Origin of the sequence: Azospirillum sp. B506 (assembly GCF_000333595.1) — a bacterium.
In the GTDB taxonomy this organism is placed as follows: Bacteria; Pseudomonadota; Alphaproteobacteria; order Azospirillales; family Azospirillaceae; genus Azospirillum.
In genome coordinates, this window is record NZ_BADK01000686.1 from 1 (window position 1) to 13,083 (window position 13,083).

Consider the following 13,083-nt stretch of genomic DNA (forward strand, 5'->3'; position numbering starts at 1 on the left):
TCCAACCGCTTCGGCTGCGCACCTTCAAGGGGTCCACGAATCAGGCTTTCGCCGCCAAAGTGGAGGACATCGTCGGCTTCTATATGGACCCGCCCTGCCACGCGGTGGTGCTGTCCATCGACGAAAAGAGCCAGATCCAGGCGCTCGACCGCACCCAGCCGGGTTTGCCGCTGAAGCCCGGCAGGTGCGGGACGATGACGCACGATTACAAGCGCAACGGCACCACCACGCTGTTCGCCGCGCTGAACACCCTGGACGGCACCGTGGTCGGCCGCTGCCTGCCCAAGCACACCCACAAGGAATTCATCAAGTTCCTGAACGCCGTTGAGCGCTTGGTGCCGGTCGGCAAGGTGATCCACGCGATCGTCGACAATTACGCCACCCACAAGCATCCCAAGGTGCTGGAATGGTTGGCCGATCACCCGCGCTGGGTCTTCCATTTCACGCCCACCTCAGCCTCCTGGATCAACGCCGTCGAGGGCTTCTTCTCCATCATCACCCGACGGAGCATCCGCCGCGGCGTGTTCAAGTCCGTGGCCGACCTCCAGGACGCCATCGCCCGCTACATCCGCGAGCACAACAGGGCATCCAGCCCCTTCGTCTGGACCAAGCCGGCCGACACCATCCTCGATAAACTCAGCCGTTTGCCTGCACCTTCTGAATGAGTCAGTGCACTAGGACCTTTCGAACTTCTTCAAAGACGAGCGACTCGCCTGAGCCGTTACGGATGGCCATTTCAGCGACGGTCATCAGATCGCGGTTCGGAATAGGTTTACCGAAAAAGCGTTGCGCTAGAATGTCACGGAGTTGGTTGGCGTCAGGGGGGCTATTTCCGCTCGGATCGATGGCCTCCTTGGATGCACCCGCCCCCAGAAAGGGAATGACACGCGAGTGTTTGACGGCTTCGATAAGTGGCGCCGGTATTTCTATCTTTGCCATCATTGTTCCTTGGTATCCCTGATCCTGACACAGCATGGCTTCCCCTCTTCGCGAGACCGCAACCTCCGGAATCGCAGAATGGCGGAATGCTCCAGAGTTTACGCTAAAGCAGGCCATCCATGCTATATCAGTTGAAAGTAACGTGCAGGATCCTAATGTCCGCGCGATTCCCACAGGATGGGCAGGCCGCGGTGGTATATGGGGGGCCAGCCAACTTGCGGCGGTATCACACGCGGCCGCCGTCTGGTACGCCATTACGAGCGGTACCTGCGCACCTCCGTCACCTTCAGCCGCATCGCCATGATCCGCCTCATACTCCAGCGCTTGGCACAGAAATAATCGTTCATGCCTGGGTTTAAATATAGGGCAGTATTAAACGTGGCCCTTCACGCTATCGATCCTGCCTTCGGGCAGGGCGATCCACTTCCCGCACGCCCGAAGCAGGCGGTTCGCCTTGAAGTCGGCCGAACGGCTATTTCACGACCTGCAATGTGGGCTTGGCAGCCTTGGACATTCCGGTTGTAGCAGGCTTGTTCAAGGATGGATTGAGGTCCGGATCGTCCAGCGTCATCGACAGCACTTCCTGAAGATCCGATCCGTCCGGCACCACCGCCAGACCGTCAATGACCTTCAGGATCACCCGCATCTTTGCCTCAGACAGGGCGCCCTGGCGCTTCACGACGGCCTCCCAGATACCCTTCACGACGTTCAACTTGCCCCGGCTCGACGTGCCGAAGTGCTGGAGCAACGCCATGTCCAGATAGTGCCGCACCGTCGTGGTGACCTGGCTGTGTCCCATCGCTTCGGCCAGCCGCTCCATCGCCATGTTTACCACGGTCTGGTCGAAGCGGTAGCCGTTCAGTGCGAAGCACTCGTCCCACAGCCGGGATGCCGTAACGGTTGCGTAGTGGGCACGCAACCGATGCCCGCTACCGCTGATGCCCGTTGCGTTGAAGGCGTCCTTCATCAGATCGGCGATAGCGCCTGATGGAATTGGCCCTTTGGTCTTGAACGACAGGAACGCCTGCCCCGGCGCCAGGAACTTCTTGTCGCGCACCGCCCACGCCGCCGTCTGCTCGCGGCGCACCGTCCATATGCCGATCTCCAGCAGGTCGCGCACCAGATCGATGGCGAATGGCGCCATGCGGGTCTTGCGGCCCTTGCCGGTGACCTCGACGTAGATGCAGCGGCGATGGCGCGCCTCCAGAGCGTCCAGAGCGGCCAGCAGGGCCGAGCACGCCTCCAGGCTTTCCGACAGCACATCGAGGGAGTGAAGGCCGCCACGGGCCGCCGTAGGCGGCTCTGCGGGTACCGGGATGGATTCGGTGCGCAGTGCATTGGCCAAGGCGTCGAGGGACAGGTCGGCAACCTCCTGGGCGCGCAGGCCGCCATCGACCATACAGCGGCCGATCAGCCATTTCCGCTCGGCCTCCAAACCCAGGCAACGCTGAGCATCGTCCCCGGCCCGCTGAGTGGTCTGGCGGTCGGCCTTGGCGCGCAGCCAAGTCAGGATCTTGCCAACTTGAAACTCGTCCGGCGTCGGGCGCTTGGTCCGCATCTTGCCAACCCGCTCGGCTCCCGACCACATCTCCCGCACCTCGGCCTTCGGTCCCAGGGTGGTTTTGCTGGTGATGGGGAAATACACGCTGCCGCGAGCACTCGCCCGACCGACGAACAGTCGCCGGGGTTCGCCGCGCTCGTCGAAGGGCAGCGCCTGCGGCAGCAGGCGGTAGAACTCGAACACGATGTCGAGCTTGCGCTCGACCTGGCGGGCCTCGATATCGCCCGCCGAGATGGCGTCGCGCTGGCAGGCCCGCCACTGGCGCAGCAGAAGGTCGTCAGCCTCGTCCCAGCGCCTGCCCTTGCAGGTCAGAAAGGCCAGCCACTCGCGGAGGGCATAGGCTTCCGGTTTCATCGAGCTGGTTCGCACCCGGGCGACCTCGGCCGAGTAGCCGAAATAAGCCAGCACCGGTTCGCACAGGCGGCCGTCAGGCCAACGCAAGATAGGCAGGCCGGGGCGGCGCTCGCCAGCCCAGCGAAACCCATCATCGGCGAAGGTGAGGCGGAAGTCCGATGGCACCACCACCATGGTCACCTCCGCACCACCGGCTGGACGCCCACCATCTTTTGAAGCTGGCGGATCTGGTCGAGCAGTTCGGCGTTCTGTCGTTCCAGGTTGGCGATGATGCGGTCCTTGGCCTCCAGCTCCCGCTTGAGGTTGGCGCCCCGATCCTTGGCTCGCACCTCCAATACCTTCAAAGCGCGGCGGAACCGCTCCATCAGGGCGGCATTCCGACCATCCTTGGCATCGACCTGGGGATCGGCCCACGGCCAAAGGCCGAGCCTGACATCGGCCCAGCGGCGCAACTTGGCGCGGTCCCATGGCACGGTCTCAGCCATGCCCGCCGGGATGCCGTTACGACCCCAGCGTTCCAGAGTCTCGACCTTCCTGGTCAGTGACGTCACCGCGCGGCACCCCTTGTCCTCCGGCCGTAGGCGCTTCACCGCCTCTGGCGGTAGCTCGGTGTCCCAGGTCGGAGTATCCACGCTCACGCCCTCCCTTTGGTGGCAGCCTTGGCCGCGGCAATGGCTCCCTTGAATCGCGCCAGCTTATCCGCAGCAGATTCTCGGGATGCCGGAGTAGCGCCACGGTCGACGGCATCCTCAAGCCGTTCCAGAGTGTTGGCGAGGACATGCTGATCGGCCTTGAAAGCGGCGCAGTGGGGGCAACCGAGGCAGACATAGACGCTGCTGAACGCATAATCCGGCCGAACGTCCTCGTGGACCGGCCCGCCCGACTGCCAGGGCGAACGATGTCCAGCCTTGGCCCGGAGGCAGGCCGCCTGCGCCAAGTCATCGGCATCGCCTGGTCGGCAGACGCAATGAGCGGCATGGCCCGGCACCGGCTCCAGGTAATGGGTCTTGGCGTAGTCCTGGAGCAGGGAGGTCAAGGGCTGGCGGATGGCTTCGGGGTGATTGGAGCGGGAGCCAATGCGCACCTCGGCGGACGCCTTGGCCACCATGCCGTCGAGATCGCCGTAGAGCCTCTTCGCCCCCTGGCCAATGGGGGTCTCGACGCCGTCCCACATGGCCAGCATGCGGTGAACCAGGGCCTCGCAGCGGACCTCGTTGAAGACGGCGCCGCGGTCAGCGAGATCGTCGAGCAGTTTCTTGGCATCGACCAGCCACTGCCGGTCTTCGGCCGACATTGCGCCGCGGGCGACCTGGGTACGAGCGGCAATCTCTTCCCGCAACCGTCCTATCGCGCCGGGCAGGGCCTCGTTTACATAGACCCTGGTCATCTCGGGCAGGAAATGTCGCAGAAACCTACTGAGCGCGTCCAACGATGACGCCTCGAAACCATGATAATACGCCACGGCGAATCCGCGCCGGAGCTGATGCGGCTTCACCGCCCAGCTATCCCAGCCATCCGGCAGCGCCAACCCGTTCAATGCCGCAAATTCCGGCAGCGTCTTATGCAGCACAAATGGAATATTCTTCCGTTCACCCCGCCCCATTCTCATCAGTTCAAAAAGCCAACGATTACCGGTTTTGGCCCGGGTCGTCGCTGTCAAGGCTTCCAATACCTGCACAGCGGCTTTTACAAGATGAGGAACCGGAATACGGTCACAGTCCCTCAACGTCTTCTCGATATAAATGGTGAGTTCACACAGGCCTGGTATATCTTCCGTAAGACAACCGGTTTGTAGACTGGTGGTTTCCCTGAGCCGCCGAGCTCCAAAACCCGCGATGAGGATGGCGCAGGCAGTCATCAGGTATTTGGCTGCCTCGCCTACACTTAGCCGCCCTTCCGTGTGCGACCGTGAAGACCAATCTGGGGCCAACAGGGGCAGGCCAGATGGAGCCATTCTGTCGAAGTCTGCAAGGACGAGTTCCCGCTCGCGCTTATAATGGCGGTAATCAAGGTATAAAACATCAGTCAGGCACCGGGTCTGTTCCACTGCATAGATGATGTGTGACGCATATTGTGTTACCCAGACCGCAGCAGCATTGAGCAACGCAAAGAAATCACGTGGAAGGAGCGTTGCTGTTCGATTGCCATCCTTGCCAATGCGCTTCGCATGTACGCCTATCTCGCCACGTTCAAATGGATCAAAGGAAAGTGGATCGTGTCCAAGGAACCCGCTTTTGGATAAACGCGCCAGATACACCCAGGGGAGCAAAAGTCCTTTGACGGCATCGGCCGCGCGTTTCTTATCGCCGCGACCTTCCTGATGAATTGCGGTCGTCGCCGCTAAATCGGCCGCGTATTCCGGCGCAAGAATCGGCAGCCGGCCTATCAATTCGGTTCTGAAATTCGCTGATCGTGATAGCGCAGAATAATTCACACCAAGAGAACCGGCCAGGGATGTCCAATCCACTCGGACTGACCGCCCAACGGTTTTACTGATTGGAAACGAAAATCGCCCGGCTCGCGCCTTGTCCGTCAGGTGGTCAAGGCGGTCCATTATCGGCACTAGATCCAGGATGTCACCGGACCCGAGGCACTCTATGAAAGCATCAAAATGCTCCGGCCGAATCTCTGACGTCCACTCCATACCACGACTGCGGCGCCACCGCACGTACCAGTCGAAGTTCAAGGACAACCTGAACGTTCTCTCAGCGGATAGCGGTCCGCGACGAGCACCATACATCATGGCCATGAGACAGACGAGTTTCTTCGAAAGATTGTCCTGGCGCGATCGTTCATCAGCGAGCGTCATCCCGCCAACATCAATCACGCTGTCAAAGCTGAGGGTGAGGCGCGTATTGTCCTTCCTCACGTTCGCGTCTTCCGTCGCAATTAGCCAACAGTCATCGAGCAGATTGCGGCTCGCACCGTCGTGCCATTGCGCCGTCGCCGCGGTTCTCTTTGTGGCGATCACCTGCTCGGGCAACGCCTGGGCGGCCAGGATGCGCTCATATTCGAATCTGGTCATACCGGATCTGACAGCACCGCAAATATGCATCCCTACCCCTCCAGTATCGGGGGCAGCGTGATGCTGCCATCGTTCAACGCGCGCTGGGTTCGCCGGGCGACAACTCGGTAGGTGTGTTTCAGCCCTTTGCCGAAAATGGCTTGGCCGATGGCCTTCACCGCTGCCAATAGGGGAAGCCCTTGAACAGCCCATCGTCCTGGGTGGACCTGCTGTCGTGCCGCTCGAAGCGCCTTATGGGCCAAAAAGAGATCCCGGAGATTGTCTTCCGTTGGCGAGAAATAAAGCGGCCGCGTAGATTCTGAAGTGGAATCGCGCTCCAATCCCACGGCCGCGGAAATTCCTGAGGCTTCCGCAAGACGGCGGAACCAATCTAGTGCACTGACTCATTCAGAAGGTGCAGGCAAACGGCTGAGTTTATCGAGGATGGTGTCGGCCGGCTTGGTCCAGACGAAGGGGCTGGATGCCCTGTTGTGCTCGCGGATGTAGCGGGCGATGGCGTCCTGCAGGTCGGCCACGGACTTGAACACGCCGCGCCGGATGCTCCGTCGGGTGATGATGGAGAAGAAGCCCTCGACGGCGTTGATCCAGGAGGCTGAGGTGGGCGTGAAATGGAAGACCCAGCGCGGGTGATCGGCCAACCATTCCAGCACCTTGGGATGCTTGTGGGTGGCGTAGTTGTCGACGATCGCGTGGATCACCTTGCCGACCGGCACCACGCGCTCAACGGCGTTCAGGAACTTGATGAACTCCTTGTGGGTGTGCTTGGGCAGGCAGCGGCCGACCACGGTGCCGTCCAGGGTGTTCAGCGCGGCGAACAGCGTGGTGGTGCCGTTGCGCTTGTAATCGTGCGTCATCGTCCCGCACTTGCCGGGCTTCAGCGGCAAACCCGGCTGAGTACGGTCGAGCGCCTGGATCTGGCTCTTCTCGTCGATGGACAGAACCACTGCGTGGCAGGGCGGGTCCATGTAGAGGCCGACGATGTCCTCGACCTTAGCGGCGAAAGCCGGATCGTTGGAACGCTTGAAGGTGCGCAGCCGATGCGGCTGGAGCCGGTTGGCTTCCCAGATGCGCTGCACGGCGCGCAGGCTGATGCCGACGGCCTTGGCCACCGCCCGACCGGTCCAGTGTGTCACGGCGCCGGGTGGTTCCGAACAGGTCAGCGCCAGCACCTTGGCCACGGTGGCGGGCGGCAGCGGTGCCCGGCCGGGCTTGCGCGTCTTGTCGCGCAGCAGGCCATCGACGCCTTGTTCGGCGTAGCGCATCTGCCAACGCCAGACCGCCCGGGCGGCTGACACCGGCCCGGCGCGCCACCTCCTGCACCGGCAGCCGCTCGGCCGAGAGCACGATGATGTTCACCCGCTGGACATGCTTGTGCGGGCGGTTGCGGTCGCCGAGGAGCGCGGTCAAACGCGCGCGATCCTCTGCTCCAACGATGACGCTGACGGTTTGGGCCATGCCGACAGAATCGCACACCAGCAGCCCGCTGTGAATCCTATGTCTGCGTCAGTGCACTAGCTCGACGGCGGTCAGGCCTATGTGTACCCGAATAGACTGATCGCTAAGAATGAGTGCTTGGCAGGCGTTCTGGAAAAAGCGAATGGAGCGGTCCAGTTCCGCCGTAATGTCGGCATCATTCAGGTAATGCGGCATCAGCACGCTGCCGCTGGTATGCCCTGCAATGGTTTGCGTTGCCGTGACGGAACCCGTCTCCCGAACCCTCAGGAAGAGATAGGTTTTGCGCAGGGACTGGAAGGAAACGCCATCGCGCGCCAGCACGCTCCCGCGGCCATTTTCCCGAATGCTGCGTCCGTCTGAACGAAACAGTCCTCCGGATCTGGCCAAATAGACGAAAAAATCCTTTTCATAAGCCCGACCAAGGTCAAAACCGCGAATCACATCCGTCATTTTCTGGTAGCGGTTGAGGACATCCAGCAAGGGTGCTGTTCGGTCCATGATGGATATCCCGTCACTCCCGCCAGTCCGATCATAGTCATTGATCGTCGCATCCCATTCCCCGCGCATTCGTTCTTCAGCCAAGCCCGATACCGGAGAAGCCGATTCGAGATAGGCAAGAACATCGTGATCGGCGCGACGCTTGAAGGACTCGACGAAGGCCGATGTCGCGATGCCACATTCTGAACGAGTTCGAAAAATGAAGGGATTGCGGGGGAGGCCCAAGATCGGCTGGCGGTTCCAGCCGGTATCACAGCAGAACACCACCGCGACCATCATGCTGGCGTGATAGGTGGGGCCGCAGCACATGAGTGCCACGTTGTGCAGGACAAAGTCTTTGAGCATGGCCATGCGACTGCCAATGGACAGCCCCGCGGCTTCCCAGATGCGGATATCCCGCAAATCCGCCAACAGTGCCGCGATCTCCGGAGAAACCTCGTTCACCGGGTCGAACTGAGACCGACCCGTCGTCTCCCAGCTTCGCCGCTCTGCCTCCAGCAGCGTCCGGATGCCCGATGTGCCGTCTGCCTGCGTCATCGTCGCACGCCCGGCCAGGACATCCTGACCGAAGCGGAAGAACCGCTCATGGCGGTCGAACTCGGCGACCGCCGCCTGCCTGACCAGGTTGAGCCCGAGGCGTTCTCTCGCCGCAATCCCGTTGACGCCTTCAAACTCGGGCCATTGGAGGCGGCCGAGAGTGGAAACCTTGCCGACCGCGCGAGGGACCGAGACGAGGCTATGCAGATATTGGGGATATCGTCGATCTGGGAGTGCCCCCAACGCCTCCAGGGTGTTCGCGGTGGTGTATGCATATCCGCGAACCGTGAGCGCTGCAGTGTTCGGGGCACGCGACATTGCGCCGATCCACCGATTGACGGCCGAAGCGAGCAGATGAACCGCTTGAACCTCGGAGAGGTCTCCAGGAGCTGCCGCGATGAGAATGCCCCGAAGCGTGTCGGCAGCGGGCTCGCCATCTTTGGCAAGCCACTGGAGGAAGTGCCGAATTCCAAGACTCTGGGCAGTGCGCCTTGCCGCGCCGTCAATCGTCGTGACCGTCACGAGGTCTTTGACGAGCTGCGGACCATATTGGTTTTGGAGATCGACCCATTGTGGGGGCGGAGGCGCAGGGTGTCGTGTTGCCACCGGCCAGGGTCCTCGATAGCACTCCTCGTCACCAGGAATACTATGATATTGCTACAATCCCTGTCTATCGGCGCCACGGCGCTATCCTACATGCACACTCATACGTCAAAATCCGGTGGACACCCGCGCGTAGCCGATCAGGTGCGGCGAGGGTGCAGGCTGTCGCGTTTCTGTCATCCCTTTCACGACATCATAACGCGGCAAGTTTTGCAACACGGCAACCCCGTATGACGCCGTCCGCGCCGGAATGTCGCGAAAACGACCGTTTTGAGCACTGATGAAGGGGGCAGCATTTTCGCTTTCAACCCAAAACAGCCGGGTTCTGAACCTATTTTCTTGATTGGCCGAGCGCCTTCTCCTTGATTGCCAGGGCGCGGGTATAAAGCGGGGCCGCCTCGTCCACGCGGCATCGACGGTTCGCGCGTGAACGGGCCCTGTTCCCAGGAGCGCTTCATGGCTATACTCGCCAAATCCAAGGTCATGCTCGATCTCGACCGGGCCGGTGGGGGTGGCGCTTCCCTTCGTCACCGAGGTCTGGCAGGTCTACGTTCTGATCTTCGTGCTACAGGCGGAATCGGCCGCCTTCACCCCGACCTTCCAGGCCACCATCCCTGACGTGCTGCCCGACGAACCCGGGCACTTTCCCTTTGACGGCTAGCCTACGATCTGGAGAGCGTCGTCAGCGCGATGCTGGCGGCAGCCCTGCTGATGGTGGTCACAGCTTCCACACCCTGTTTACAGGCACCATCGTCGGCTTCCTGGTCTCCGTCGCCCTGGAGGTGTCGGTCGTCCCTCCAAGCCTGCGGGTCGACGCGGCTACCCAGGGCGGTATCTACGAGCGCACGACCCGTGGGGTGCGACTGTACCTCGCCACATCGCAGCTGTGCGGGCTGCTGGTGCTGAAGCGGAAGATCTGGCCGCGGTGTGTCGATCAGTTCAGTCCCGGACATGCCGAGCCATGGATGATGATCAAGTCACGTTGAGGGCGGCTCCGGCTTGATTGGCGGTCCGCTTCGGCCAGAGGAAGTGCCGATCAATCGGTTACCGAGTTGGAGCGAACCATAGCAGGGCTCGCCGCCCGGTGCGACCAACCTCATGTACGAGCCCTTGCTTTTCGGCCCGCCGCAATCCGGCAACGATCATCTGTCCCAGGGCGGTGAAGGCCTCGCGTTCCAGGGTAACCAACCGACGTATGCAAATGGCTTTGGCAATTTCCTGCGTACTCAGCGGGTAGGAAGTTGTCTGCAGGATGGTGATCGCCTCCAACCCGATTTCGCCACGCCGGAAGGAGGGAAGGCTGTCGGGAACCGAATCCGGATTCCGGGCATCAGCTGGCGCAACGAAAAGCCGCATTGCTCCTTCGAGCGAGGCCAAATCCTGTTCCAGAACCGCCATCTGCTCAGACAATTGAAGCCTTCGTGCATCCAACTCTGCTCGCTTCGCCGCCAAGGCGGAAAAGATCACGGAATGGGTGAGCGTCGGATCGGTCGACGGTCGATGGGCGGAAGCCGCGTGGTTCATTGTTGCGCAATGCTGGGTGGGACAGGACATGGGCATGCATCGGCCTTGGAGCGGAGGCCAAGAAACAAATTTTGGTGCTATGGATCAGAAGCGGGATGCCTCCGACTTCCGTTTCGCGCTCTTCTCAGAAGAGATTGTGTCTGTGAACGATTTATGAAAGGATTTGGCCATATAGGTGACGGTCATGTCGAAGCTCATGTGCGGCGCGTCAATTTTGATGCGTGCATTTTTTATCTCAAAGACCGCTTTTTTGTCTCCAACACGTGGATTGATACTCGATATCACTGGATATTGGGATTTCAAATAGCCGAGCACCCGATCATAAGCGGGTTTGCCGAAGCCACCGGTACCCATGGTCATCTGGAGTGCAGCGAGTCGCTCCTGCCGATCAAAGATCAACAGGACCTTGTTCAGATCCTCCACGTCAAAGCCGGTACCCGATGTCGCGAACATCGGACCGTTGGTGAACCGGTTCTCGCCAACTTCCTCCAAGAATTTTCCCGCAAAAGCGGCTTTCACGTCGCTGACGCCGGCGCCCAGGGGAACCCCAAGGGGTTTAGGAATATCCTGCGCTTGGACCGGCAAGGTGAGCAGGCCGAACAGCAGAGGGAACAGGAAACGCATGCGTGCCATCGGGGCCTCTCAGGAAGGTTGCCGTGTCGGGCGATGCGCCCTTTGGCGTGCCAGAGCCGCCAGCAATCGGCAATCGGTCGATTGAATCAACGTCATCGGATATATCCGATGGTGGTTGGCGCCGCAACACCGTGCATTCCTTGGGATGGACGACATTGCCACCCAGTTCGGTTCCAACCTGCGTGATCTGCGCCTCTCCAAGACCTTCTCACAGGAGGAATTGGCTTTCCGTGCTGGTATGAACGTTACCTATCTCAGTGATCTTGAACGCGGAAAGTCCAATCCGTCCCTCGCAATGATTGTTGATCTCGCTTTGGCTCTCGAAGTGCATCCGTCCAAGTTGTTGGAAGGATTGGTGATGAACGAAAACGCTCAACTCGCTCGGAGAAAGCGGCCTAAGGATTAAGCATCGGCATTTTTGAACAAACGGAACTCGGACGGACGCCTGCGAACCCCTTTCATACCAGAACAATAAATAGAACAAGATCGGTGTAAGCAACTTCTGCTCTGTTGCCGGGTGGTCATGCTGTGGATAAGCGGCTCGCCTTCGCCAGCCATTTGGAAGCGCTTCGGCGAGCCGCTTATCCACAGCCCTCAACTGTTTAGAGGAAACCATCCGGATATCTATTCGCCGTCAGCCTCTTAATAATTTACGATGGCCATGACGTTCGCCGATCATGATCATCGGTCTGGGTGGGCATGCTTCCGAACGGAAGGTTCAAGTCGCCCGAAATACGCAATTGTAGCTACTGCTGCGCTGCCGCGCCATCCGCCAGGTCTCGGCGATCGCCTGAATGTGGTGGTCGCGCTGCGTGAGGCCCTGGCCTGGATCACCCTGGCGTCCGCCACCCTGCGGCTGCTGCCTGCGCGTCGTATGTTGTGGCTTTTCGGCCGCTGCGTCCCCGCGTCACGGGAGGCAGAGCCGCCGGATCCCCGGGATGGACGGTGGAGGAGAGGGGGCGTGCGCGTCAATGCGCCGCGGCGGTGAGCCGCGCGGTGCGCAGGTCGCCCTTGCCTGCTCTTTGTCTGGTGCAGGCGCTGGCCCTGCGGGCGATGCGTTCATGTCGCGGCTTGAATGTAGGGCTGCATCTCAGCGCTGGATCTGAGAGAGGCGGCTGTCTTTCCGCGCACGCCTGGGTCAGCCTGGGCCGTGAGACGTTTCTGAGCGGCGGGACACTGCACGGAAAAATGGGTATTTCTCAGTCTTGATAACGTCATGATTGTGGTTCAACACAAGGGCAACAGAGCGTATCGACAGTTCCACGGCAAATGGAAACGGCGGCTCTTCCTTGCGGAGCACTGATCAGCCGGCGGAGTGACGCGCCGGAAAGAGCCCACCGAGGTGAGCCATCACGAGGTCGGCCGTCTCCCGCACATCATCGGGACGCCAGACCTCGAAAGCCGATGCGCTGGCAGCCAGCCGCTCCACCGCTTTGAAGCGGTCGCGCGCGCCCGGAAGATTGGAGACGAGATCGGAGATGCCGACGGCGTTTGTGGCCATCTCGAAAGCATGCATGCCCTGCCGTGGAGCAATTCCCGCCTGAACGCCCCCCCGCGCGGTTCGAATGGCCGCCAGCGCTTCGGCGGGGGCCGGGCGCGGATTGCACAGCATGACCACCTGGCAACAGAGTAGAAGTCGTTTACACCGATCTTGTTCTATTTATTGCTGTGGTATGAAAGGGGTTCGCAGGCGTCCATAGGAGTTCTCTTTGTTCAAAAATGCAGATGATTAATCCATAGGCCGCTTTATGATAGAGAGTTGAGAGTTTTTGTTCATCACCAATCTTTCCCAACAAGTCGAGGGAGTGCAGCTAGAGAGCTAAAGCGATATCATACAATCAATGCGAGGGACGCGCCGGATTATAGGGATTCAAGATCACTACGATAGTTCAAGTTCATACCAGCAGGGAAAGCCAATTCGTCGTATGAGAAGGTGAAAGAGGGGCGCAGATTA

General features: G+C 60.6%; 13 protein-coding genes and 1 pseudogene. 5 read left to right on the forward strand and 9 right to left on the reverse strand.

The annotated features are described in order from the left end of the window. Window positions 1-665: IS630 family transposase (locus I71_RS20540; RefSeq protein WP_042697319.1), on the forward strand; the 665-nt coding region annotated here is incomplete at its 5' end. Between the two features lies 1 nt (window position 666). On the opposite strand, the gene I71_RS20545 is transcribed toward I71_RS20540, so the two are convergent. From I71_RS20545 to I71_RS20570, 6 genes and pseudogenes are all read right to left on the reverse strand, one after another. After that, window positions 667-975 (reverse strand): hypothetical protein, encoded by a 309-nt coding sequence (locus I71_RS20545; RefSeq protein WP_148294306.1) that lies wholly within the window; start codon window positions 973-975, stop codon window positions 667-669. Window positions 976-1,411: 436 nt separating this feature from the next. Further along, window positions 1,412-3,034 (reverse strand): site-specific integrase, encoded by a 1,623-nt coding sequence (locus I71_RS20550; RefSeq protein WP_211098408.1) that lies wholly within the window; start codon window positions 3,032-3,034, stop codon window positions 1,412-1,414. Next, entirely contained in the window at window positions 3,031-3,492 is a 462-nt protein-coding gene (locus I71_RS20555) for a hypothetical protein (RefSeq protein ID WP_211098410.1), read from the reverse strand. Before I71_RS20555 ends, I71_RS20550 begins: the two co-directional genes overlap by 4 nt. Next, window positions 3,489-5,879: a hypothetical protein gene (locus I71_RS37640; RefSeq protein WP_148294308.1), complete on the reverse strand. Its 2,391-nt coding sequence runs from the start codon at window positions 5,877-5,879 to the stop codon at window positions 3,489-3,491. The genes I71_RS20555 and I71_RS37640 overlap by 4 nt, the downstream gene beginning before the upstream one ends. Window positions 5,880-6,262: 383 nt before the next feature. Then, window positions 6,263-7,334, reverse strand: a pseudogene (locus I71_RS20565) (IS630 family transposase). A gap of 48 nt (window positions 7,335-7,382) precedes the next feature. Further along, window positions 7,383-8,891 (reverse strand): hypothetical protein, encoded by a 1,509-nt coding sequence (locus I71_RS20570; RefSeq protein ID WP_042697333.1) that lies wholly within the window; start codon window positions 8,889-8,891, stop codon window positions 7,383-7,385. A 592-nt stretch (window positions 8,892-9,483) separates the two neighbouring features. Between I71_RS20570 and I71_RS41070 the strand changes: the two genes are divergently transcribed. Together I71_RS41070 and I71_RS41075 are read left to right on the forward strand one after the other, a co-directional pair. Then, window positions 9,484-9,633, forward strand: a complete 150-nt coding sequence (locus I71_RS41070) for a hypothetical protein (RefSeq protein ID WP_280109901.1) — start codon at window positions 9,484-9,486, stop codon at window positions 9,631-9,633. Beyond that, window positions 9,623-9,958, forward strand: coding sequence for a hypothetical protein (locus I71_RS41075; RefSeq protein ID WP_280109902.1), 336 nt, complete (start codon window positions 9,623-9,625; stop codon window positions 9,956-9,958). Before I71_RS41070 ends, I71_RS41075 begins: the two co-directional genes overlap by 11 nt. A gap of 58 nt (window positions 9,959-10,016) precedes the next feature. On the opposite strand, the gene I71_RS20580 is transcribed toward I71_RS41075, so the two are convergent. After that, window positions 10,017-10,496 (reverse strand): hypothetical protein, encoded by a 480-nt coding sequence (locus tag I71_RS20580; protein ID WP_148294309.1) that lies wholly within the window; start codon window positions 10,494-10,496, stop codon window positions 10,017-10,019. Between the two features lie 84 nt (window positions 10,497-10,580). Continuing rightward, window positions 10,581-11,120: a hypothetical protein gene (locus I71_RS20585; RefSeq protein ID WP_042697339.1), complete on the reverse strand. Its 540-nt coding sequence runs from the start codon at window positions 11,118-11,120 to the stop codon at window positions 10,581-10,583. Window positions 11,121-11,274: 154 nt separating this feature from the next. On the opposite strand from I71_RS20585, the gene I71_RS20590 reads away from it, so the two are divergent. Both I71_RS20590 and I71_RS41080 read left to right on the forward strand, forming a co-directional pair. Then, a complete protein-coding gene (locus tag I71_RS20590; RefSeq protein WP_042697341.1) occupies window positions 11,275-11,535 on the forward strand; it encodes a helix-turn-helix domain-containing protein in 261 nt (86 codons plus the stop codon). Window positions 11,536-11,954: 419 nt separating this feature from the next. Next, on the forward strand, window positions 11,955-12,338 hold the full coding sequence (locus I71_RS41080; protein ID WP_083897286.1) for a lasso peptide biosynthesis B2 protein: 384 nt from the start codon (window positions 11,955-11,957) through the stop codon (window positions 12,336-12,338). 94 nt (window positions 12,339-12,432) lie between these two features. Here the strand turns inward: I71_RS41080 and I71_RS20595 are convergent, their stop codons facing one another. Then, window positions 12,433-12,741: a hypothetical protein gene (locus tag I71_RS20595; RefSeq protein ID WP_148294310.1), complete on the reverse strand. Its 309-nt coding sequence runs from the start codon at window positions 12,739-12,741 to the stop codon at window positions 12,433-12,435. Window positions 12,742-13,083: the final 342 nt, after the last annotated feature.